Source organism: Streptococcus mitis, assembly GCF_002096835.1.
Lineage (GTDB): Bacteria > Bacillota > Bacilli > Lactobacillales > Streptococcaceae > Streptococcus > Streptococcus mitis_W.
The window spans coordinates 248,322-270,768 of sequence record NZ_NCVG01000023.1 but is presented as its reverse complement, the minus strand read 5'-3'; the positions used below and the strand labels follow the sequence as shown (position 1 = coordinate 270,768).

21 protein-coding genes and 1 riboswitch are annotated in these 22,447 nt (G+C 41.2%); of the genes, 17 read left to right on the top strand and 4 right to left on the bottom strand.

Going from position 1 to position 22,447, the window contains the following annotated elements:
* Positions 1 to 170 precede the first annotated feature (170 nt).
* The gene (pflB, locus tag B7699_RS08165) at positions 171 to 2,495 is read left to right on the top strand and encodes a formate C-acetyltransferase (protein ID WP_084927909.1); all 2,325 of its coding nucleotides are present in this window, start codon (positions 171 to 173) and stop codon (positions 2,493 to 2,495) included.
* 297 nt (positions 2,496 to 2,792) lie between these two features.
* Here pflB and B7699_RS08160 read toward each other — a convergent pair whose 3' ends face one another.
* Both B7699_RS08160 and trkA read right to left on the bottom strand, forming a co-directional pair.
* Entirely contained in the window at positions 2,793 to 4,232 is a 1,440-nt protein-coding gene (locus tag B7699_RS08160; protein ID WP_084927908.1) for a TrkH family potassium uptake protein, read from the bottom strand.
* 3 nt (positions 4,233 to 4,235) lie between these two features.
* Complete coding sequence (trkA, locus tag B7699_RS08155) at positions 4,236 to 5,585, bottom strand: Trk system potassium transporter TrkA (protein WP_084927907.1); 1,350 nt, start codon at positions 5,583 to 5,585, stop codon at positions 4,236 to 4,238.
* A gap of 188 nt (positions 5,586 to 5,773) precedes the next feature.
* Here trkA and B7699_RS08150 point away from each other — a divergent pair, with 188 nt between their 5' ends.
* The 16 genes from B7699_RS08150 (at position 5,774) to rpsI (ending at position 20,791) form a co-directional block, all read left to right on the top strand.
* Positions 5,774 to 6,622, top strand: coding sequence for an SAM hydrolase/SAM-dependent halogenase family protein (locus B7699_RS08150; RefSeq protein ID WP_084927906.1), 849 nt, complete (start codon positions 5,774 to 5,776; stop codon positions 6,620 to 6,622).
* Positions 6,623 to 6,640: 18 nt separating this feature from the next.
* A complete protein-coding gene (locus B7699_RS08145; RefSeq protein ID WP_084927905.1) occupies positions 6,641 to 7,189 on the top strand; it encodes an ECF-type riboflavin transporter substrate-binding protein in 549 nt (182 codons plus the stop codon).
* Between the two features lie 167 nt (positions 7,190 to 7,356).
* Positions 7,357 to 9,039, top strand: a complete 1,683-nt coding sequence (locus B7699_RS08140) for an ABC transporter ATP-binding protein (RefSeq protein ID WP_084927904.1) — start codon at positions 7,357 to 7,359, stop codon at positions 9,037 to 9,039.
* A complete protein-coding gene (locus B7699_RS08135) occupies positions 9,024 to 9,854 on the top strand; it encodes an energy-coupling factor transporter transmembrane component T family protein (RefSeq protein WP_084923254.1) in 831 nt (276 codons plus the stop codon). Before B7699_RS08140 ends, B7699_RS08135 begins: the two co-directional genes overlap by 16 nt.
* Positions 9,855 to 10,046: 192 nt before the next feature.
* Positions 10,047 to 10,550, top strand: coding sequence for a tRNA (cytidine(34)-2'-O)-methyltransferase (locus B7699_RS08130; protein ID WP_024057252.1), 504 nt, complete (start codon positions 10,047 to 10,049; stop codon positions 10,548 to 10,550).
* 59 nt (positions 10,551 to 10,609) lie between these two features.
* Positions 10,610 to 10,828, top strand: a riboswitch (FMN riboswitch).
* Between the two features lie 153 nt (positions 10,829 to 10,981).
* Positions 10,982 to 11,545: an ECF transporter S component gene (locus B7699_RS08125; protein ID WP_000185834.1), complete on the top strand. Its 564-nt coding sequence runs from the start codon at positions 10,982 to 10,984 to the stop codon at positions 11,543 to 11,545.
* A complete protein-coding gene (locus B7699_RS08120) occupies positions 11,535 to 12,185 on the top strand; it encodes a phosphatase PAP2 family protein (RefSeq protein WP_024056908.1) in 651 nt (216 codons plus the stop codon). The genes B7699_RS08125 and B7699_RS08120 overlap by 11 nt, the downstream gene beginning before the upstream one ends.
* Positions 12,186 to 12,212: 27 nt before the next feature.
* Positions 12,213 to 12,632 (top strand): chromosome partitioning protein ParB, encoded by a 420-nt coding sequence (locus tag B7699_RS08115; protein ID WP_000867300.1) that lies wholly within the window; start codon positions 12,213 to 12,215, stop codon positions 12,630 to 12,632.
* 4 nt (positions 12,633 to 12,636) lie between these two features.
* On the top strand, positions 12,637 to 13,086 hold the full coding sequence (locus tag B7699_RS08110) for a GNAT family N-acetyltransferase (RefSeq protein WP_025171450.1): 450 nt from the start codon (positions 12,637 to 12,639) through the stop codon (positions 13,084 to 13,086).
* 270 nt (positions 13,087 to 13,356) lie between these two features.
* Entirely contained in the window at positions 13,357 to 14,403 is a 1,047-nt protein-coding gene (pheS, locus tag B7699_RS08105) for a phenylalanine--tRNA ligase subunit alpha (protein WP_031237702.1), read from the top strand.
* Positions 14,403 to 14,912, top strand: a complete 510-nt coding sequence (locus B7699_RS08100) for a GNAT family N-acetyltransferase (protein WP_007522357.1) — start codon at positions 14,403 to 14,405, stop codon at positions 14,910 to 14,912. Before pheS ends, B7699_RS08100 begins: the two co-directional genes overlap by 1 nt.
* 76 nt (positions 14,913 to 14,988) lie before the next feature.
* Positions 14,989 to 17,394, top strand: a complete 2,406-nt coding sequence (gene pheT, locus B7699_RS08095; protein ID WP_084927903.1) for a phenylalanine--tRNA ligase subunit beta — start codon at positions 14,989 to 14,991, stop codon at positions 17,392 to 17,394.
* Between the two features lie 234 nt (positions 17,395 to 17,628).
* Positions 17,629 to 18,522 (top strand): ABC transporter ATP-binding protein, encoded by an 894-nt coding sequence (locus B7699_RS08090; protein WP_000895279.1) that lies wholly within the window; start codon positions 17,629 to 17,631, stop codon positions 18,520 to 18,522.
* Positions 18,519 to 19,718: an ABC transporter permease gene (locus B7699_RS08085; RefSeq protein WP_084927902.1), complete on the top strand. Its 1,200-nt coding sequence runs from the start codon at positions 18,519 to 18,521 to the stop codon at positions 19,716 to 19,718. The genes B7699_RS08090 and B7699_RS08085 overlap by 4 nt, the downstream gene beginning before the upstream one ends.
* Before the next feature lie 215 nt (positions 19,719 to 19,933).
* Complete coding sequence (gene rplM, locus B7699_RS08080; RefSeq protein ID WP_084927901.1) at positions 19,934 to 20,380, top strand: 50S ribosomal protein L13; 447 nt, start codon at positions 19,934 to 19,936, stop codon at positions 20,378 to 20,380.
* Positions 20,381 to 20,398: 18 nt separating this feature from the next.
* A complete protein-coding gene (gene rpsI, locus B7699_RS08075) occupies positions 20,399 to 20,791 on the top strand; it encodes a 30S ribosomal protein S9 (protein ID WP_000075964.1) in 393 nt (130 codons plus the stop codon).
* Between the two features lie 106 nt (positions 20,792 to 20,897).
* Here the strand turns inward: rpsI and B7699_RS09635 are convergent, their stop codons facing one another.
* Both B7699_RS09635 and B7699_RS08060 read right to left on the bottom strand, forming a co-directional pair.
* Positions 20,898 to 22,115, bottom strand: coding sequence for a site-specific integrase (locus B7699_RS09635; RefSeq protein WP_192852024.1), 1,218 nt, complete (start codon positions 22,113 to 22,115; stop codon positions 20,898 to 20,900).
* Between the two features lie 66 nt (positions 22,116 to 22,181).
* A complete protein-coding gene (locus tag B7699_RS08060; protein ID WP_049524413.1) occupies positions 22,182 to 22,445 on the bottom strand; it encodes a helix-turn-helix domain-containing protein in 264 nt (87 codons plus the stop codon).
* Between the last annotated feature and the right edge of the window lie 2 nt (positions 22,446 to 22,447).

Below are 22,447 nucleotides of genomic sequence, written 5' to 3'. Positions count from 1 at the left end.
TATATTTTTTTCAAAAATATAATACAGTTTGGAACAAAACATAGACTGTTTTAGAAAAGAAAGTGTAAAAATAAGGGTTTTCTACTTGTTGAAATCGGTTACTGTGTGTTATACTTGTCTCATGAATGTAACAGATGGTTGTTACTAGAAAGAAAAAAGAGGACATTAACATGGTTGTTAAGACAGTTGTTGAAGCACAAGATATTTTTGACAAAGCTTGGGAAGGCTTCAAAGGCGTAGATTGGAAAGAAAAAGCAAGTGTATCACGCTTCGTACAAGCTAACTACACACCTTATGATGGAGACGAAAGCTTCCTCGCAGGACCAACAGAACGTTCACTTCACATCAAAAAAATTGTAGAAGAAACTAAGGCTCACTACGAAGAAACTCGTTTCCCAATGGACACTCGTCCAACATCTATTGCTGACATTCCAGCAGGATTTATCGATAAAGAAAACGAAGTTATCTTCGGTATCCAAAACGATGAACTCTTCAAATTGAACTTCATGCCAAAAGGTGGTATCCGTATGGCTGAAACTACTTTGAAAGAAAATGGATACGAACCAGACCCAGCTGTTCACGAAATCTTCACCAAATACGTAACAACAGTTAACGATGGTATCTTCCGTGCTTACACTTCAAACATTCGTCGCGCTCGTCACGCTCACACTGTAACTGGTCTTCCAGATGCATACTCACGTGGACGTATCATCGGTGTTTACGCACGTCTTGCTCTTTACGGTGCAGACTACTTGATGCAAGAAAAAGTAAACGATTGGAATGCAATCGAAGAAATCGATGAAGAAACAATCCGTCTTCGTGAAGAAATCAACCTTCAATACCAAGCATTGCAACAAGTTGTTCGCTTGGGTGACCTTTACGGAGTTGACGTTCGCAAACCAGCGATGAACGTTAAAGAAGCTATCCAATGGGTTAACATCGCCTTCATGTCTGTCTGCCGTGTTATCAACGGTGCTGCTACATCTCTAGGTCGTGTGCCAATCGTATTGGACATCTTTGCAGAACGTGACCTTGCTCGTGGTACATTTACTGAATCAGAAATCCAAGAATTCGTTGATGATTTCGTTATGAAACTTCGTACAGTTAAATTTGCTCGTACAAAAGCTTACGACCAATTGTACTCAGGTGACCCAACCTTCATCACAACTTCTATGGCTGGTATGGGTAACGACGGTCGTCACCGTGTTACTAAGATGGACTACCGTTTCTTGAACACCCTTGACAATATCGGTAACTCTCCAGAACCAAACTTGACAGTTCTTTGGACTGACAAATTGCCATACAACTTCCGTCGCTACTGTATGCATATGAGCCACAAACACTCTTCTATCCAATACGAAGGTGTAACAACAATGGCTAAAGACGGATATGGTGAAATGAGCTGTATCTCATGCTGTGTGTCTCCACTTGACCCAGAAAATGAAGAACAACGTCACAACATCCAGTACTTCGGTGCTCGTGTAAACGTATTGAAAGCCCTTCTTACTGGTTTGAACGGTGGTTACGACGATGTTCACAAAGACTACAAAGTATTTGACATCGAACCAATCCGTGACGAAGTTCTTGAATTCGAATCAGTTAAAGCTAACTTTGAAAAATCTCTTGACTGGTTGACTGATACTTACGTAGATGCTTTGAACATCATCCATTACATGACTGATAAGTACAACTACGAAGCTGTTCAAATGGCATTCTTGCCAACTAAACAACGTGCCAACATGGGATTCGGTATCTGTGGATTTGCCAACACTGTTGACACATTGTCAGCTATCAAATACGCTACAGTTAAACCAATCCGTGACGAAAATGGCTACATCTACGATTACGAAACAATCGGTGAATACCCACGTTGGGGTGAAGATGACCCACGTTCAAACGAATTGGCAGAATGGTTGATCGAAGCTTACACAACTCGTCTACGTAGCCACAAACTTTACAAAGACGCTGAAGCTACAGTATCACTTTTGACAATCACATCTAACGTTGCTTACTCTAAACAAACTGGTAACTCACCAGTCCACAAAGGTGTATACCTCAACGAAGATGGTTCTGTGAACTTGTCTAAACTTGAATTCTTCTCACCAGGTGCTAACCCATCTAACAAAGCTAAAGGTGGCTGGTTGCAAAACTTGAACTCACTTGCTAGCCTAGACTTTGGTTACGCAGCTGACGGTATCTCATTGACAACTCAAGTTTCTCCACGTGCTCTTGGTAAAACTCGTGACGAACAAGTGGATAACTTGGTAACAATCCTTGATGGTTACTTCGAAAACGGTGGACAACACGTTAACTTGAACGTTATGGACTTGAACGATGTTTACGAAAAGATCATGTCAGGTGAAGACGTTATCGTACGTATCTCTGGATACTGTGTAAACACTAAATACCTCACACCAGAACAAAAAACTGAATTGACACAACGTGTCTTCCACGAAGTTCTTTCAATGGATGATGCCTTGGATGCATTGAGCTAATCAAGTTCTTGAATAATGAAATAAGTAACCCTCGGTCAGTCGACTGAGGGTTGTTTTTGGACTCTTACGCTCTGACAAAATCTCTTCAAACCACGCTAGTTTTATCTACTGACTTAAAGCAGGTGTTTTGAGAACTCTGTGGCTTTCTTCCTAGTTTGCTCTTTGTTTTTTTATTGCGTGCAAACCTTTAGTCAATCATTGAAGTGTCTCACTTTGTTTAAAAAGAGTTCGTTGAATTCTGGAAGGTGGTCTGAAATAAAAACACCACACTTGTAAGACACAAGGTGTGGTTATATTTTATCTCTTAGACCAAGTTCTCTTCATAAAGAGAAGTAGGATTGGATAAATCTCCAAGCGCCCTGCAATCATTGCAAAGGAGAGGAGAATTTTTGAGATAGGACTAAAGATTGAGAAACTAGAAGTGGTTCCTAGAATAGGTCCGATATTATTGAAACAGCTAAAGACAGCACTGGTAACGACTAGAAAATCATTGCTATCTAGGCTGACAATAAAGATAAGGGATAGCAAAATCATAGAATAGATGACAAAGTACTTGAGAATCTTATGCTGGGTATCTTTGTCAATCACCGTTTTATTAACATGGAGGGTCAAAACACGGTGGGGCGATAGAATTGACAAAATTTGGTTTTTGGCAATTTTTGAAAGGATGAGGCCTCGAATAACCTTGAGTCCACCTGCGGTTGAACCAGCAGAACCACCGATTCCCATGAGGAAGAGAAGGATAAACTGGGAGAAGAGGGGCCAGTTGGTAATATCCCCGTAACCAAAACCAGTCGTCGTAATGATATTGGAAACTTGGAAGAAGGCCATTTCAAAACTCTTTGAAAATCCTGGATAGAGATAGAGAGTATTGAGGCTAATCAAGCCTGTAGAAAGCAGAACAATTACCAAGTAAGCTCGGAGTTCTTCATCTCCAAAGAAGGCCTTGACGCGACGGAGCATGAGGTAGTAGTAGAGATTGAAATTTACCCCAAAAACCAAAACTCCGATACTAACCAGATAGGTAATCAGTGAGCTACCATAGTGGGCGATTCCATCGTTATAGACGGTAAAACCTCCTGTACCTGCTGTTCCCATGGCAATGACAAAACTATCAAATAGGGGCATGCCAGCCAGATAATAGATGATGACAAAGAGGGAGAAGAGAGCTAGATAAAGGAGATAGAGAATCTGGGCAGTATTTTTGAGTTTGGATACAACCTTGCCAAAAACAGGGCCAGGAACCTCAGCTTTCATCACTTCTAGGTGGCTATTCTTGGCATTGTCCATAATAGCAAGTGCAAAAACAAGCACTCCCATCCCTCCAATCAAGTGGGTAAAACTTCGCCAGAAGAGGAGGGAACGACTGAGAACCGAAACGTCGTTCAGAATAGTTGCTCCAGTAGTTGTAAAGCCAGAACTGATTTCAAAAAAGGCATCGATAACGCTGGGAATTTGTCTAGCAAAGACAAAGGGGAGACCACCAAAGAAGGACCAAAGGATCCAACAGAGGGCAACAATCAAGACTCCCTCCTTGGCATAAATCCGTTGATTTTTGGGCTTTTGTAAAATTCCTGAACCGCCTAGTAATACGAGAATCCCTATTGTTGAAAAGAGGGCCGTAAAAACTTGGCTCGATTCACGGTAATAGACAGCGACAGACACAGGAACCAAAAGAAGAACAGCTTCAATCAAAAGTAATTTTGAAAGGAGGTAACGAATCATACTTTTATTCATTTCTTACCTCGCGATCAAGTCATAAATCTTGGTGATGTTTGGCAACAAGGTTGTTACTAGGAGCTTGTCTCCAACTTCCAACATATCCTCCCCAGTAGGAAAAATAGTCTTGCCCTTTCGAATGATGGCTGCTATAAGAACCCCTTTTTTCAGTTTTAGTTGAGAAAGAGGTTTGGCAGTCATTTTATTAGCTTCCTTGATATGGAATTGCAGGGTTTCGATTTGGCCATTGGCTAGATGGTGCATGGCCTGAAGGTCTGAATACTGGGCATTAACCCGACCACGAATAAAGTGCATGATTGTATCTACAGCGATGCTTTTAGGTGTGATGATACTTGAAAAATCAGGCGCATTGATAATCTCGAGGAGACTGGTACGATTGACCTTTGTGATATTTTTCTGTACACCTACCCTGTCAAGGAACATAGAGGTAATCAGATTTTCCTCATCGACTCCTGTTAGAGTCGCAACGGCATCATAGTTTTGAGCACTTTCTTCCAGCAGGATATCTTTTGCGGTACCATCTCCTTGAACGATATAGAGATTTGGGAATTTCTCGCTAAAGAAGCTGGCGATTTCAGGATTGATTTCAATAACCTTGGTATCGATACGACTGTCTTGGAGGATACCTAGTAGATAATAGGCAATTCTACCAGCTCCAACAATAAGAAGACTCTTCACGGCACGAGACTTGAAATAATTATGGAAGAGCATCATGTCAACACGGTTACCAGTGACAAAGATTCTATCTTTATCCTGTACAGTCATGTCGCCACTTGGAATGATAATTTGATGATCCCTCTCTATCGCACAGACAATGACATTGCCGAATTTTTTCCGAAAATCAGAAATGGGCATTTGGCAAAGACCACTGGAGGATTTAACAGTGAATTCCATCAAGCTGACCCGTCCACCAAAGAAACGTTCGACAGAGAGGGCGTTGGGGAAGTCAATGATATTCGCGATAGCGCGGGCAGCCAAGAGCTCAGGGTTAACGATAAGAGAAAAACCGAGAATATTCTTTTCCTTGAAATAAGAGTTAGAATATTCAGGGTTCCGCACCCGAACGATGGTCTCTTTAGCTCCCATTTTTTTGGCTAGAACGGCTGCAATCATGTTGACTTCATCGTATTCAGTCAGGGCGATAAAGATATCACAATCCTGGACACTGGCTTGCTCAAGGATGGTAAAATCGGCCCCGTTACCAAGGATACCCATGATATCAAAGCGATTGACAATATGATTGAGGACAGCTTCGTCTTGCTCAATCAGCAAAACATCATGCTTTTCTGCAACCAAGGAGCGACAGAGGGCAGAACCAACTTTTCCCCCTCCGACAAGGATAATTTTCATAATAAAACCTACTTCTTCATTATGTAACTATCATACCTTTTTTCAAGAAAAAATGCACCTACTAGCTAATCACCAGAGTTTTTAGTAGGAAATTTGCTATAAGGTAAAACTATACCCTAATCAATTGAAATAGCTATTAGCACCTTTCTCTGAAATATGGTATGATAAAGGATATACAAGGAGATAAAATGAATAATAATTTACTGGTATTACAATCAGACTTTGGTCTGGTTGATGGTGCGGTATCGGCTATGATTGGAGTGGCTTTAGAAGAATCTCCAACCTTAAAAATCCATCACTTGACGCACGATATCACGCCCTATAATATTTTTGAGGGGAGCTATCGTCTCTTTCAGACGGTGGATTACTGGCCCGAGGGAACGACTTTTGTATCGGTTGTCGATCCAGGTGTCGGCTCGAAACGTAAGAGCGTAGTTGCTAAGACTGCAAAAAATCAATACATTGTCACGCCAGATAATGGGACGCTTTCTTTTATCAAGAAGCACGTTGGCATTGTAGCCATTCGTGAAATTTCTGAAGTGGCCAATAGACGTCAAAATACAGAGCATTCTTATACCTTCCACGGTCGTGATGTCTATGCCTATACTGGTGCTAAACTGGCCAGTGGTCACATTACTTTTGAGGAAGTGGGGCCAGAGCTCAGTGTGGATCAGATTGTGGAACTTCCAGTCGTAGAGACCATCATTGAAGAGCATCTGGTGAAGGGAGCTATTGATATTCTAGATGTACGTTTTGGTTCGCTTTGGACCTCTATCACGCGAGAAGAGTTTTACAAGCTGGAACCAGCATTCGGTGACCGTTTTGAAGTGACTATCTATCATGCAGATATGCTGGTCTATCAAAATCAGGTTGTCTATGGCAAATCATTTGCGGATGTGAGAATTGGGCAACCCATCCTTTACATCAACTCTCTCTATCGTTTAGGTCTGGCTATCAACCAAGGTTCCTTTGCCAAGGCTTATAATGTGGGCGTCGGTTCATCTTGGACCATTGAAATAAAGAAAATAGAAGGATAAAATAGGAGAATAAATAGTATGGAAATCAAATTTACAATTAAACAAGTTGTTGCTGTCGGAATTGGCGCGGCCCTCTTTGTCGTCATCGGGATGATCAACATTCCGACCCCTGTTCCAAATACAAGCATCCAGCTTCAGTATGCGGTACAAGCGCTACTTTCTATTATTTTTGGACCGATTATCGGTTTGCTTGTCGGGGTGATTGGTCATGCAATCAAGGACTCTATTGCTGGATATGGTCTGTGGTGGACTTGGATTATCGCTAGTGGGCTCTTTGGTCTAGTCGTCGGACTCTTTAGAAAATACATTCGAGTAACACAGGGTGTTTTTGAGTTGAAGGATATTGTCTTCTTTAACCTCATTCAGATTGTTGCAAATGCTCTTGTTTGGGGTGTCTTGGCACCACTTGGAGATGTTGTGATTTATCAAGAAGCAGCAGAAAAAGTATTTGCCCAAGGGATTGTTGCGGGAATTGCTAATGCTGTAACTGTAGCTATCGCAGGTACCCTTCTCTTGCTAGCTTATTCACGTACGCAGACTCGTTCAGGAAGTTTGAAAAAGGATTAATATAAGGGAAAAGGCTGGGAAACCAGTCTTTTTGCTGTTTATAGGCTAGTCGGGTAAGCAATTTAGGCTAGGAATCTTGTTGGCGCTAAGATTTTAAGAGAAGAGACTGCAAGAAGGGGTAGATTTATGATAAAATAGAAGTCTAAGAAGCGAATGAAGAGAGTAAGATGAAAGAAGCTATAATTGAGTGGAAGGATTTCTCTTTCCGGTATGAAACACAACAAGAACCGACCCTGCAAGGGGTGGACTTAACCATTTACAAGGGAGAGAAAGTCTTAATTGTTGGGCCATCTGGGTCAGGTAAGTCTACCTTGGGTCAGTGTTTGAATGGGATTATTCCCAATATTTACAAGGGTCAGACGTCTGGAGAATTTTTGATCAAGGGGCAAGCGGCCTTTGATATGAGTATCTATGATAAGTCTCATCTGGTCAGCACGGTTTTGCAGGATACAGATGGGCAGTTTATCGGTTTATCCGTGGCAGAGGATTTGGCTTTTGCTCTAGAAAATGATGTAACAAGTTTAGAAGAGATGAAAAGCCGTGTTCATAAATGGTCTGAAAAGCTGGACCTTCTTTCTTTACTGTCTCAGCGTCCTCAGGATTTGTCAGGTGGACAAAAGCAGCGAGTCAGTCTGGCTGGTGTCTTGATTGATGAAAGTCCGATTCTCTTGTTTGATGAGCCACTCGCCAATCTGGATCCCAAGTCAGGTCAGGATATTATCGAATTGATTGACCAGATTCATAAGGAAGAGGGAACGACGACACTTATTATTGAGCATCGTTTGGAGGATGTTCTGCATCGCCCTGTGGATCGGATTGTCTTGATCAATGATGGTCGTATTCTCTTTAATGGGAGCCCTGACCAGCTACTGGCGACTGATTTATTGACCCAAAATGGAATTCGAGAACCCCTTTATCTAACCACTCTCCGTCAATTGGGTGTGGATTTAGCCAAGGAAGAACAATTAGCAAATCTGGATAACTTGTCTATCTCAAAAGGCCAGATTCAGTTGCGGACGGAACTGGTAAAAGAAACCCCAGAATTGCAGTCACTCTTTAAATTAGAGGATCTGTCTTTTTCTTATGATGATAGACCGATTTTAAAATCCATTTATTTAGATATTAAAAAGGGTGAAAAGATTGCCATTGTCGGGAAAAATGGAGCAGGGAAGTCAACCCTAGCCAAGGCTATAAGTAGCTTTATCCAGACGGAAGGTCGCTATCTTTGGGAAGAGCAGGATATAAAAGGGGATTCGGTAGCAGAACGGGCGGAACGAGTAGGCTATGTGCTGCAAAATCCCAATCAAATGATTTCAACCAATATGATTTTTGATGAGGTGGCTCTGGGACTTCGTTTGCGAGGTGTGGACGAGCAGGAAATTGAAACGAGAGTCTATGAAACTTTGAAAATCTGTGGTCTCTATGAATTCCGTAATTGGCCAATTTCTGCCCTGTCATTTGGTCAGAAAAAACGCGTCACTATTGCCTCGATTTTGGTCTTGGGGGCTGAAATTATCCTCTTAGATGAACCGACAGCAGGTCAAGACCAGAAGAACTATACTGAGATTATGGAATTTCTCGAAGAGTTGCATCAACAAGGGCATACGATTGTCATGATTACCCATGATATGCAATTGATGCTGGATTATTCAGACCGAGCCCTTGTCATGGTGGATGGGGAATTGATTGCTGATACTGATCCAGCTAGTCTGTTGAGTAATCCTGAGTTGTTAGTAAAAGCCAATCTAAAAGAAACTTCAATCTTCAACTTGGCCAAGAAACTAGATGTGGATCCACTTGCTTTAACGGCATTTTACAAAGAAAGGAGAGAAGAATGCAAGCTAAATTAATCGGTTACCAGCATAGAGATACTGTGATTCATCGCTTGTCAGGAGCTGGAAAACTTCTCTTTTTCATCCTCGTGTCATTGGCGGCCATGATTAGCTATGATACCAGACTGCTTGTTCTGATTGCTATCTTTTCGGTCTTTCTCCTCTATTTGTCAGAAATCCGCTTTAAAGATGTTTCCTTTGTAGCCGTTTTTGCGACGGTATTTGCTGTTTTAAACGTTTTGATGGTCTATCTCTTTTCTCCCGAGTATGGGGTTGGACTTTACGGAGAGAGAAGTGTGATTTGGCAGGGAATCGGTTCCTACACTCTGACCAGTCAAGAGCTCTTTTATCTGCTAAATCTGGCCATTAAGTACCTTTGCACTATTCCTCTGGCTATTATCTTTTTGATGACAACCCACCCTAGTCAGTTTGCTTCCAGTTTAAATCAAATTGGTGTGCCTTACAAGATTGCCTATTCAGTCAGCCTGACCTTACGCTATATTCCAGATTTGCAGGAAGAATTCTTTACTATCAAGATGTCTCAGGAAGCGCGTGGGATGGAATTATCCAAGAAAGCTTCTCTTATGCAACGAATCAAAGGCAATCTGCGCATTATTACTCCCTTGATTTTCAGTTCGCTAGAACGCATTGATACTATCGCGACCGCCATGGAGCTTCGACGCTTTGGAAAAGAGAAAAAACGCACATGGTATAGTTATCAGGCCTTGAAAAAAGGAGACTATCTTACCTTGTTCTTGGCAGCCTTGTTTTTAGTAGCTAGTTTACTACTTATCTTGCAGAATCAGGGACGATTTTACAACCCTTGGAAATAGCTTGAAAAAATTGAAAAAATCAAGTCGTTTCTATTGACAATGATTCTGAAAGTGTTATACTAAGAAAGTAGTTTCGCTGATTTACTTCAAACCTGTTGTGAGGTAAGTTAACGATGCCTTAACCACGCTGTTTGCTGAGCTTGACTCCGGGCAGTGTGGCTATTTTTTTGCAATGGTGAAAGGAAGCAAGTCATGACAAATCACATTGTATTATTTGAACCACAAATTCCACAAAATACAGGCAATATCGCGCGTACTTGCGCTGCGACCAATTCTCCTCTCCACATCATCAAGCCAATGGGCTTTCCTATCGATGACCGCAAGATGAAGAGAGCTGGATTGGATTATTGGGATAAACTAGAGATTTATTTTTACGAGAGTTTGGAGGATTTCATGTCTCAGATGCAGGGCAAACTCTATCTGATTTCGAAATTCGCGGAAAAAGTCTATTCTGAGGTGGATTTATCGACTGACGAGGACCATTATTTTCTTTTTGGACGTGAAGACAAGGGCTTGCCTGAGAACTTTATGCGAGAACATCCTGAGAAAGCTCTCCGTATTCCCATGAATGATGAACATGTCCGCAGTCTCAATGTGTCTAATACCGTCTGCATGATTGTCTACGAAGCACTCCGCCAGCAGAACTTTGCAGGTCTTGAGCTCGTTCATACCTATGAAGCAGATAAATTGAAATAAAAAATGAAAATGAAAATGAACAAAATGCTTGCGCTTGCAAGCGTTTTTTGTTATGATAAAAGAGTCTTCAGGGCAGGGTGTGATTCCCGACCGGCGGTAAATTTGACTAGCTATTTTAGCTTTCTCGTCGTTGTCTTGTCTCGATATACTTTAAGTATTATCTTCGACTGCGACGCCTAGATAAATCTAAAATATCTTAGCCAAATAAGTCCGCGAGCGCAAGCTGATGTGGTGAGATTCCACAACCGACAGTATAGTCTGGATGGGAGAAGACGAAAGAATAGCTTTGTCTGTTCTGATAGATTTATAGCCAAACTGTAACCGCTTGCTCAACGGAGTTAGAGGGAACTTTTGGGATATAAAAAGTGAGAATAGATAGAGGAATCCTTTCTAACTTCTTCTGATTTTATAGAAAATTGGAGGAACCTGTTATGACAAACACACGTCGACTTTCGACCATTGCGATTTTATCAGCCATCTCATTTGTGCTGATGTACTTTGACTTTCCGCTTTTACCAGCGGCGTCCTTCCTCAAGATCGAATTTAGTATCTTGCCAGTCCTTGTGGGCTTAGTGGTCATGGATTTGCCTGCTGCTCTAGGAGTTCTCTTGCTTCGCTCACTCTTGAAACTGCTTCTTAACAGTCAGGGAGTGAATACTTACATTGGTTTGCCAATGAATATCGTAGCTTTGGGAGTTTTTGTCATCGTATTTGCTTTGATTTGGAAAAAGGAACGGACAACCCTTCGTTTCCTACTAGGCTCTCTAGCTGGGACTATTGGTTTAACCGTGGCTATGTTGGTTCTCAATTATGTTTATGCTGTTCCTTTGTACGCTAAGTTTGCTAACTTTGATATTGGAAAAATTTTGGGACTTTCCAACTACCTAATGACCATGGTATTACCTTTTAACTTGATTGAGGGTGTAATCTTTTCCGTTTCATTCTGGTTGTTGTATGTTCTCTTGAAACCAACCTTAAAACATTATGAGAGATAAACAAACATTTTTAATGAAGGGCAGTTTTGCCCTTTTACTTTTCGTTATTCTTGGCTACATGGTCAAATTTTACCCTGAAACGCTGGTCGGTTTTGACCAACCGATACAGACTGCCGTTCGAGGAGACTTGCCAGATTACTTGACTATTCTTTTTAGGGCCATCACACGCTTGATTGATATTCCAGTGATTATCACTTGGGTTGTCATTACAGCTTTTGTCTTTTATCGTAAGCGGTGGAAGGTAGAAAGTTTCTTCATGCTGGGAAATCTGGCTTTGGCAGGTCTTTTAATCGTGACCTTTAAAAATATTTACCAGCGCCCACGACCAGCTATTTTACACTTGGTTGAGGAGAAGGGATTTTCCTTTCCAAGTGGCCATTCTCTGGCTGTAACCTTGATGGTCGGTTCTCTGATTATCATTCTCAGTCAACGGATGAAAAATCCAGTCTGGAGAAAAATCGTACAAATCGTCCTTGGTCTCTACCTAGTCAGTGTGCTGGTATCAAGGGTCTATCTGGGAGTTCACTATCCATCAGATGTCCTTGCCAGTCTCTGTGTGGGCTTGGGAGTCCTGTTTATCGAGTTTCCCTTCTATGACAAGCTCCGATTCCAATGGCGATTTAAAGGCAAGCAGAAGTGAGTATCAAATTCCTTTGAGGAGAAAGAAATGAAAGTCAATATAGCAGATCTTCATCCGACTCAACTATACTTATCAGAAAAGAAGTTGCAAGATATTCAGATGCTTTACCAGTCGGCAGAAACAATCCAAGTCGATCCAATCAGTATTCTTGCCTTTGGAAATTGCTTGTTGATTACAGATGGACATCACAGGGCTTATCAGGCTTTATTGGCAGGTCGGGATACGATTTCTGCTGAGTGGGATAGAGATGGTGGTGATGAACTATATCATCTCTATGCGCAAGCTTGTGAGGAAAGAATGATTTACTCTGTTCTGGATTTAAAAAATCATATCTTAGCTCAAGATGAGTATGAAGCAAAATGGTATAACTGGTGTGATGGTTTTAATCAAGCAGCAACTATTTTGTGGAAAAGGAAAGCAGATGAAACGGATTTTACAAATAGATAATGCACTGCGTCTTGTTCCTTATTATAAGGTCAATCATTGTGAAGAAGCTTTTGCTTGGTATCAGGATGTGAACTTAGTTCACCTCGTAGATGGTGTGAAGAAACCTTATAGTCAAGAAACTTTGGAAGCTATGTATTCCCATTTGGATCAGCATGGTGAACTTTTTTGGATTGAAGTCAAGGAGAAGGGAGAATGGTTTCCAATTGGGGATGTTACACTATCTCAGGATAATCTCCCCATTGTGATTGGGAATTCCGCTTACCAACATCGAGGACTTGGAAAAAAGATTCTAAGTGCTTTGATTGAATTGGCTCGAGTAAAAGGATGGAAAGAATTGAGAGTCAAGGAAATCTACACCTACAATCATGCTTCTAGGAGGTGTTTCAAGTCGCTTGGATTTGTGGAAAATGGAGCAACAGAAAAAGGAATGAGTTTTGTATTGAAATTAATCTAATCTAACTTGTTTTTTAACTCAAAATCTGATAAACTATGTAGTAATTGAATAGAAATCTGCAAGACTAGTAACTCAAGGGAAGTATATCAGGGAGGAGAGCCGTGACTGCAAGCTCTCTATATGAAAGCTGGGTGAATTCACTTGCGCATGGATTTAGAAATGAAGGTCTGACTTGTCAGATGAAAACGGATGGTACCGCGTGTCAACGCTCCGAGTGGAGTTTTTGGCATGTGGTTTTCTTTTTATCTACGAGAGACTGATGGAGGAATTATGTCAACTATTGAAGAACAATTAAAAGCGCTTCGTGAAGAAACGCTGGCTAGCTTGAAGCAGATTACTGCTGAAAATAAAAAAGAGATGCAAGATTTGCGTGTCTCTGTCCTTGGTAAAAAGGGATCGCTCACTGAAATCCTCAAAGGGATGAAAGATGTCTCTGCTGAGATGCGTCCGATTATCGGGAAACATGTCAATGAAGCGCGTGATGTCTTGACAGCAGCTTTTGAAGAAACTGCTAAGCTTTTGGAAGAAAAGAAAGTTGCAGCTCAATTAGCAAGTGAGAGTATCGATGTGACCCTTCCAGGTCGTCCAGTTGCGACTGGTCACCGCCACGTCCTCACACAAACCAGTGAAGAAATCGAAGATATCTTCATCGGTATGGGTTACCAAGTCGTGGATGGTTTTGAAGTGGAGCAAGACTACTATAACTTTGAGCGTATGAACCTTCCCAAAGACCACCCAGCTCGCGATATGCAGGATACTTTCTATATCACTGAAGAAATCTTGCTCCGTACCCACACGTCTCCAGTTCAGGCGCGTGCTATGGATGCCCATGATTTTTCTAAAGGTCCTTTGAAGATGATCTCGCCAGGGCGTGTGTTCCGTCGTGATACGGACGATGCGACTCACAGTCACCAGTTCCACCAAATCGAAGGCTTGGTTGTTGGGAAGAACATTTCTATGGCAGATCTTCAAGGAACCCTGCAGTTGATTGTCCAAAAAATGTTCGGTGAAGAGCGTCAAATCCGTCTGCGTCCATCCTACTTCCCATTCACAGAGCCATCTGTTGAGGTGGATGTTTCTTGCTTTAAGTGTGGTGGAGAAGGTTGTAACGTATGTAAGAAAACAGGTTGGATCGAGATTATGGGTGCTGGTATGGTTCACCCACGTGTTCTTGAAATGAGTGGTATCGATGCGACTGTTTACTCTGGCTTTGCCTTTGGTCTTGGTCAAGAGCGTGTAGCCATGCTCCGTTACGGAATCAACGATATCCGTGGATTCTACCAAGGAGATGTTCGCTTCTCAGAACAGTTTAAATAATGATTAGAAAAGTAGAAATTGCAGATGTTGAGGTGTTGGCTAAAATTGCCAAACAAACTTTTCGTGAAACATTTGCGCATGATAATACGGAAGAGCAGTTACAGGAATACTTTGAAGAGGCTTATAGTCTGAAAACTTTGTCAACTGAGTTGGAAAATCCAGATTCCGAAACCTATTTCATTATGCATGAAGAGGAGATAGCTGGTTTTCTCAAAGTCAACTGGGGAAGTGCTCAAACTGAGAGAGAATTAGAGGACGCTTTTGAAATTCAACGCCTCTATGTTCTACAAAAATTTCAAGGATTTGGACTAGGTAAGCAACTGTTTGAATTCGCACTTGAACTTGCTACCAAAAATAGTTTTTCCTGGGCTTGGTTAGGTGTTTGGGAGCATAATACAAAAGCTCAAGCGTTTTATAACCGATATGGTTTTGAAAAATTTAGCCAACATCATTTTATGGTTGGTCAAAAAGTAGATACAGATTGGTTACTGAAAAAGAAATTAAGGTAAGAAGAGGATTCTTCTATTGAAATGATAGGAAAGGAAAAGAACTAGAGTGACAACGGTCATTCTGGAGAACTAAATTATGCTTGTATCTTATAAATGGTTAAAAGAATTGGTGGACATTGATGTGCCATCACAAGAGTTGGCTGAAAAAATGTCAACCACAGGGATCGAGGTAGAAGGTGTCGAATCACTGGCTGCCGGTCTCTCAAAAATTGTCGTCGGTGAGGTCTTGTCTTGCGAAGATGTGCCAGAAACTCATCTTCATGTTTGTCAGGTTAACGTTGGCGAAGAAGAAACCCGTCAGATCGTTTGTGGTGCCCCAAATGTGCGTGCTGGTATCAAGGTTATGGTGGCACTTCCGGGAGCCCGTATCGCTGACAATTACAAGATCAAAAAAGGGAAAATCCGTGGTTTGGAGTCACTTGGGATGATCTGTTCACTTGGTGAATTGGGAATTTCTGACTCAGTTGTACCTAAGGAATTCGCAGATGGTATTCAAATCTTGCCAGAAAATGCCCTTCCTGGGGATGAAGTCTTCTCTTACCTAGACTTGGATGATGAAATCATCGAACTTTCCATCACACCAAACCGTGCAGACGCTCTTTCTATGCGTGGAGTGGCTCATGAAGTGGCAGCCATCTACGACAAGGCAGTTAATTTTAAAGAATTTACTCTTTCAGAAACGGACCAAGTTGCAGCAGATGCCCTTTCTGTAGGCATTGAAACAGACAAGGCGCCTTACTATGCCGCTCGTATCTTGGACAATGTGACTATCGCACCAAGTCCACAATGGTTGCAAAACCTTCTCATGAATGAAGGAATCCGTCCAATCAATAACGTAGTGGACGTGACCAACTACATCCTGCTTTACTTTGGTCAACCAATGCATGCTTTTGACTTGGATACCTTTGAAGGGACTGACATCCGTGTGCGTGAAGCGCGTGCTGGTGAAAAATTGGTGACCTTGGATGGTGAAGAACGTGACTTGGACGTGAATGACCTAGTCATCACTGTCGCAGACAAACCAGTAGCTCTTGCAGGTGTCATGGGTGGACAAACTACAGAAATCTCTGAAAAGTCTAGTCGTGTTGTCCTTGAAGCGGCAGTATTCAATGGCAAATCTATCCGTAAGACAAGCGGTCGTCTCAACCTTCGTTCTGAGTCATCTTCTCGCTTTGAAAAAGGTATCAATGTGGCAACTGTTAACGAAGCTCTTGATGCGGCAGCTAGCATGATTGCAGAGCTTGCAGGTGCGACGGTGCGTAAAGGTATCGTTTCAGCGGGCGAACTTGATACTTCTGATGTGGAAGTTTCTTCAACTCTTGCTGATGTTAACCGTGTCCTCGGAACTGATCTTTCTTATGCTGATGTAGAAGACGTCTTCCGTCGTCTTGGATTTGGTCTTTCTGGCAATGCAGATAGCTTTACAGTCAGTGTCCCACGCCGTCGCTGGGATATCACCATCGAGGCAGACCTCTTTGAAGAAATCGCTCGTATCTATGGATATGACCGCTTGCCAACCAGCCTTCCAAAAGACGATGGTACCGCTGGTGAATTGACAGCCACACAAAAACTCCGCCGTCAAGTTCGTACAATTGCTGAAGGAGCAGGTTTGACAGAAATTATCACCTACGCTCTAACAACTCCTGAAAAAGCAGTTGAGTTTACGGCTCAACCAAGTAACCTTACTGAACTCATGTGGCCAATGACAGTGGACCGTTCTGTCCTCCGTCAAAATATGATCTCAGGTATCCTAGATACAGTTGCTTACAACGTGGCTCGTAAGAACAAAAACTTGGCACTTTACGAGATCGGAAAAGTCTTTGAACAAACAGGCAATCCAAAAGAAGAACTTCCAAATGAGATCAACAGCTTTGCCTTTGCCTTGACAGGCTTGGTTGCTGAAAAAGATTTCCAAACAGCAGCAGTTCCAGTTGATTTCTTCTATGCTAAAGGAATCCTTGAAGCCCTCTTTGCTCGTTTGGGACTCCAAGTAACTTATACAGCTACAGCTGAAATTGCAAGCCTCCACCCAGGTCGTACAGCTATGATTTCACTCGGTGACCAAGTTCTTGGTTTCCTTGGCCAAGTGCATCCAGTCACTGCTAAGGCTTACGATATTCCAGAAACGTATGTAGCTGAGCTCAACCTTTCAGCCATCGAAGCTGCCCTTCAACCTGCTGCTCCATTTGTAGAAATCACCAAATTCCCAGCAGTCAGCCGTGACGTTGCCCTTCTCCTCAAGGCAGAAGTGACTCACCAAGAAGTTGTGGACGCTATCCAAGCTGCCGGCGTGAAACGTTTGACAGATATCAAACTCTTTGACGTTTTCTCAGGCGAAAAATTGGGACTTGGTATGAAGTCAATGGCTTATAGCTTGACTTTCCAAAATCCAGAAGATAGCTTAACGGACGAAGAAGTCGCACGCTATATGGAAAAAATCCAAGCGTCTCTCGAAGAAAAAGTCAATGCAGAAGTGCGTTAACTTATCAATCCATCCTTCGGGGTGGATTTTTGCTTTTCAAATAACAATTCAGGATCAAAAATAGACAGTTGAGGAACAGAGAAGATAAATTGGAGTTTACCAGTGTATAATGTATTCATAACTCAAAGTACCCTAAGATTTTTTACTAAAATGAGGATGATAAAATGGACAAAAATCATTGTAAAGGCTATCAAAAAGGAGTATAATGAGTGCAAGACATTTCGGAGGTGAAAGATGCTAGAAGTAAGAAGTCTAGAGAAAAGTTTTGGACCCAAGCAAGTTTTGTTTGGTATTGACTTTCAAGCGCGACCAGGTCGTATTTTGGGATTAGTCGGGAAAAACGGTGCTGGGAAAACAACGATTTTCCACAGTATTTTGAAGTTTTTAGAATATCAAGGAGAAATTAGTCTGGATGGTCAGGATATTCGTCAGGAGACCTACGCTCGGATTGGCTATCTACCTGAAGAACGCAGTCTCATGCCTAAATTGACAGTCCTTGAACAAGTTCGTTATTTGGCGACTCTAAAGGGCATGGATGCTAAGGAAATCAAGGAAAAACTCCCTCAATGGATGAAGAGGTTGGAAGTGAAAGGGAAGCTGACAGATAAAATCAAGAGTCTGTCAAAAGGAAATCAACAGAAGATTCAGCTCATCATTACTCTGATTCATGAACCAGACTTGATTATCTTGGATGAGCCTTTCAGTGGATTGGACCCAGTCAATACAGAATTGCTCAAGCAAGTCATTTTTCAAGAAAAAGAACGTGGGGCAACCATTATCTTTTCTGATCATGTCATGACCAATGTCGAGGAACTTTGTGATGATATTTTGATGATTCGAGATGGTCGTGTGGTCTTGCATGGACCAGTTCAGGATGTCCGCAACCAATACGGGAAAACGCGTCTCTTTGTTTCAAGTGAACGAAGCAAGGAAGAATTGGAAAAACTTCCTCATGTCAAACAGGTGAGCTTGACCAAGCAAGGCAGTTGGAAATTGATCTTAGAGGATGAGAGTGCTGGAAGGGAACTCTTCCCAATCTTGACTCAGGGGCAATACATCGCAACCTTTGACCAGCAAGCGCCAACAATTGATGAAATCTTTAAACTAGAATCAGGGGTGGAAGTATGAGAAATATGTGGGTTGTAATGAAGGAAACCTATCTTCGACACATCAAGTCGTGGAGTTTCTTCTTTATGGTGATTTCGCCGTTCCTCTTTTTAGCCTTATCTGTAGGAATTGGCTACCTCCAAGGGTCTTCTATGGCTAAAAATGATAAAGTGGCAGTAGTGACAACAGTGCCATCTGTAGCAGAAGGACTGAAGAATGTAAATGGTGTTAACTTTGACTATAAAGACGAAGCAAGTGCCAAAGAAGCGATTAAAGATGAAAAATTAAAAGGCTATCTGACCATTGACCAAGAGGATAGTGTCTTAAAGGCTGTTTATCATGGCGAAACATCGCTTGAAAACGGAATTAAATTTGCAGTTACAGGTACACTCAACGAACTGCAAAATCAGCTTAATCGTTCAACTGCTTCCTTGTCTCAAGAGCAGGAAAAACGCTTAGCGCAGACAATTCAATTCACAGAAAAGATTGATGAAGCCAAGGAAAATAAAAAGTTTATTCAAACAATTGCAGCAGGCGCTTTAGGATTCTTTCTTTATATGATTCTGATTACCTATGCGGGTGTGACGGCTCAGGAAGTTGCCAGTGAAAAAGGCACCAAAATTATGGAAGTCGTCTTTTCTAGCATAAGGGCTAGTCACTATTTCTATGCACGGATGATGGCTCTGTTTCTAGTGATTTTAACGCATATTGGGATCTATGTTGTAGGTGGTCTGGTAGCCATCTTGCTCTTTAAAGATTTACCATTCTTGGCTCAGTCTGGTGTTTTGGATCACTTGGGAGATGCCTTCTCACTGAATACCTTGCTCTTTATTTTGATAAGTCTCTTTATGTATGTCGTCTTGGCTGCCTTCCTAGGTTCTATGGCTTCTCGTCCTGAGGACGCAGGAAAAGCCTTATCTCCTTTGATGATTTTGATTATGGGTGGTTTTTTTGGAGTGACAGCTCTGGGTGCAGCTGGTGACAATCTCCTCTTGAAGATTGGTTCATATATTCCCTTTATTTCGACTTTCTTCATGCCATTTAGAGCCATTAATGGCTATGCAAATGGGTTAGAGGCTTGGCTTTCACTTGCTATTACAGTGATTTTTGCGGTGGTAGCAACAGGATTTATCGGACGTATGTATGCTAGTCTCGTTCTGCAGACAGATGACTTAGGTCCTTGGAAAACCTTTAAACGTGCCTTAGCTTATAAATAGAAGAGCCTCGCGAAAGCGAGGTTTTTTAGAGACAAAAAGAGTGGAATTTAGAAAAATATTTTTCATATCTATTGACTTTTAGGGGTGAAATTTGGTATTATAGTAAGCGGTATTGTTTACCCCATTTGAAAGGCCCCGGAACCTTCCAAATACTTTTCGATGGGAAGGAACACCCATCACCGTAAACAAAAATCGAACTATATATAGGAGAAATCATGAACAAAACAACATTTATGGCTAAACCAGGCCAAGTTGAACGTAAATGGTACGTAGTTGACGCAACTGATGTACCACTTGGACGTCTTTCTGCAGTAGTTGCTAGCGTACTTCGCGGAAAAAACAAACCAACATTTACACCACACACTGATACAGGTGACTTTGTGATTGTTATCAATGCTGAAAAAGTTAAATTGACTGGTAAAAAAGCAACTGATAAAATCTACTACACTCACTCAAACCACCCAGGTGGATTGAAACAAATCTCTGCAGGTGAACTTCGTTCTAAAAATGCAGTACGTTTGATCGAGAAATCAGTTAAAGGTATGCTTCCACACAATACTCTTGGACGCGCTCAAGGTATGAAGTTGAAAGTATTTGTTGGAGCTGAGCACACTCACGCTGCACAACAACCAGAATTTCTTGATATTTCAGGACTTATCTAAGGAAAGGAACAATAAAGTATGTCACAAGCACAATATGCAGGTACTGGACGTCGTAAAAACGCTGTTGCACGCGTTCGCCTTGTTCCAGGAACTGGTAAAATCACTGTTAACAAAAAAGATGTTGAAGAGTACATCCCACACGCTGACCTTCGTCTTGTAATCAACCAACCATTCGCAGTTACTTCAACTGCAGGTTCATACGACGTTTTCGTTAACGTTGTAGGTGGTGGATACGCTGGTCAATCAGGAGCTATCCGTCACGGTATCGCTCGTGCCCTTCTTCAAGTAGACCCAGACTTCCGCGATTCATTGAAACGCGCAGGACTTCTTACACGTGACTCACGTAAAGTTGAACGTAAGAAACCAGGTCTTAAGAAAGCTCGTAAAGCATCACAATTCTCAAAACGTTAATCAATACGATTATATCAACGTTTCAAAGCACTCAAGAGTTTACCTCATGGGTGCTTTTTTTATGTTTTTTGAAAAAGTTCACCTCAATGTTTACATTATTTTCACCTTATTGTTTTAGAGACTTTAAGGCAAATTCACCGACTGCCATAGGAACCACATTTGAAGTATTGACATAAATCTGTGTTGTACCTGTGTCGCTATGTGTTAGAGCTTCAGAAATAGCTTCTAAGCTCATTCCTGCTTGTTTAGCAAGTGTTGCTCCTGTATGTCGCAGTTTATGAGGTGTAGCATGTGTCAGCTCTTTATGTCGCTTTCTAATACTTTTCATTTTGTTGTTTAGATAGTCGGCGTGTAAAGGTTTATTGATGTTTCCTTTGGTATCGATATATGTAAAAACAAATTGTTCTGGATTACTGATGATGCCAAACTTTGCCAGCTCATATTTTTGTTGTTCTTTCCAAGAGGTAAGAAGTTGAAGTAAGTCATTAGAAATAGAGAAAATAGTTTTCTTATTTCCCTTAGTAGATTTTACTTGTCCATATCTATCTAAAGCTTGAATTAGCTGAATCTGTTTTTTTGAAAGATCGATATGTTTCCATTGAAGAGCATAGGTTTCAGATTTTCTATCGCCTAAGAAAAAAGTGAGATAAAATAGGACATAATCTTTAAGGGTTATTTTATCATTCTCTAAATCTTCTTGAAATGCTGAGAACCATTCTTGGAGTTGTTCATGAGTTAGATATAAATCTTCCTCTCTCTTTGACTCTGCAAGTTGAATCTTTTTAGTGGCTTTTATTCTTCTTAATATTTTTGCAACTCTATTTGCTTCAATATATTCAAGTTCTTCTGCCCAATCAAAAATAGAAATAACGTAACTTCGTAAAGTTTTGAAGTTGGCATATTCGTTGGCTTTTGCTGTCATCAAATTTAGAATAACCTGTTTATTTTGGTTTAAAAATTGAATCGTATAGTTGCCAAGAAGTGGTAGTATATGCTTTTCAAAACATGTTTTAGTATTAGCAATTGTTGACCTGCTTGTTGGCTTCGAAGTAGATGTGGTTTGTCCTACTTTGTAGGATTCCCACCAAATATTATTATAGAAGTATGAGAAAAGAATATCTTCTTTTCCTAGTCCTGTAAACTCATTATCTTCTATTTGATTTAACTTGGTAAGCAAGTCTATCTCAGCTTGTCTTGCCTCCTTCCTTGTTTTAAATCGCTTATCGTAATAGTTGCTATTAACGATACCAAGTGGCATTCGTGCTTCTATTGGGATATAGATTTTTAAACGAAAAGTACCGTTCTTTGTCTTACTGATAGGCATGATATCCTCCTTGTGTATCGAACCAGAAAATATCATGACTATTATAAAACAAAAATATAGATATTTCTAGTTTTGTGAGTAAAGCCATGAATTAATGGCTTCTTTATTAAATCGTATAGTCTTGCCTATTTTTATTGTAGGCAGTCCTTTCTTGATCCAACTATCTAGAGTATTGTTTGAGATACCCAAGTAGTGGCAAGCCTGCTGTTTGTTTAAAAATGGGCTTTCAAGGTTACTATGGTGTAGCTTCTTTTCAATTTCTTTTGTGATAAGTTCAGCAAGTAGGTGCTGAATTTGTTGAACTTGTTCGTCTGGTAAAATGACTTGCATGT

What these genes read in the sequence shown, in the direction of transcription:
- pflB (WP_084927909.1), top strand. Translation starts at nt 171, where the DNA reads ATGGTTGTTAAGACAGTTGTTGAAGCACAAGATATTTTTGACAAAGCT.
- B7699_RS08160 (WP_084927908.1), bottom strand. Translation starts at nt 4,232, where the DNA reads ATGAATAAAAGTATGATTCGTTACCTCCTTTCAAAATTACTTTTGATT.
- trkA (WP_084927907.1), bottom strand. Translation starts at nt 5,585, where the DNA reads ATGAAAATTATCCTTGTCGGAGGGGGAAAAGTTGGTTCTGCCCTCTGT.
- B7699_RS08150 (WP_084927906.1), top strand. Translation starts at nt 5,774, where the DNA reads ATGAATAATAATTTACTGGTATTACAATCAGACTTTGGTCTGGTTGAT.
- B7699_RS08145 (WP_084927905.1), top strand. Translation starts at nt 6,641, where the DNA reads ATGGAAATCAAATTTACAATTAAACAAGTTGTTGCTGTCGGAATTGGC.
- B7699_RS08140 (WP_084927904.1), top strand. Translation starts at nt 7,357, where the DNA reads ATGAAAGAAGCTATAATTGAGTGGAAGGATTTCTCTTTCCGGTATGAA.
- B7699_RS08135 (WP_084923254.1), top strand. Translation starts at nt 9,024, where the DNA reads ATGCAAGCTAAATTAATCGGTTACCAGCATAGAGATACTGTGATTCAT.
- B7699_RS08130 (WP_024057252.1), top strand. Translation starts at nt 10,047, where the DNA reads ATGACAAATCACATTGTATTATTTGAACCACAAATTCCACAAAATACA.
- B7699_RS08125 (WP_000185834.1), top strand. Translation starts at nt 10,982, where the DNA reads ATGACAAACACACGTCGACTTTCGACCATTGCGATTTTATCAGCCATC.
- B7699_RS08120 (WP_024056908.1), top strand. Translation starts at nt 11,535, where the DNA reads ATGAGAGATAAACAAACATTTTTAATGAAGGGCAGTTTTGCCCTTTTA.
- B7699_RS08115 (WP_000867300.1), top strand. Translation starts at nt 12,213, where the DNA reads ATGAAAGTCAATATAGCAGATCTTCATCCGACTCAACTATACTTATCA.
- pheS (WP_031237702.1), top strand. Translation starts at nt 13,357, where the DNA reads ATGTCAACTATTGAAGAACAATTAAAAGCGCTTCGTGAAGAAACGCTG.
- B7699_RS08100 (WP_007522357.1), top strand. Translation starts at nt 14,403, where the DNA reads ATGATTAGAAAAGTAGAAATTGCAGATGTTGAGGTGTTGGCTAAAATT.
- pheT (WP_084927903.1), top strand. Translation starts at nt 14,989, where the DNA reads ATGCTTGTATCTTATAAATGGTTAAAAGAATTGGTGGACATTGATGTG.
- B7699_RS08090 (WP_000895279.1), top strand. Translation starts at nt 17,629, where the DNA reads ATGCTAGAAGTAAGAAGTCTAGAGAAAAGTTTTGGACCCAAGCAAGTT.
- B7699_RS08085 (WP_084927902.1), top strand. Translation starts at nt 18,519, where the DNA reads ATGAGAAATATGTGGGTTGTAATGAAGGAAACCTATCTTCGACACATC.
- rplM (WP_084927901.1), top strand. Translation starts at nt 19,934, where the DNA reads ATGAACAAAACAACATTTATGGCTAAACCAGGCCAAGTTGAACGTAAA.
- rpsI (WP_000075964.1), top strand. Translation starts at nt 20,399, where the DNA reads ATGTCACAAGCACAATATGCAGGTACTGGACGTCGTAAAAACGCTGTT.
- B7699_RS09635 (WP_192852024.1), bottom strand. Translation starts at nt 22,115, where the DNA reads ATGCCTATCAGTAAGACAAAGAACGGTACTTTTCGTTTAAAAATCTAT.
- B7699_RS08060 (WP_049524413.1), bottom strand. Translation starts at nt 22,445, where the DNA reads ATGCAAGTCATTTTACCAGACGAACAAGTTCAACAAATTCAGCACCTA.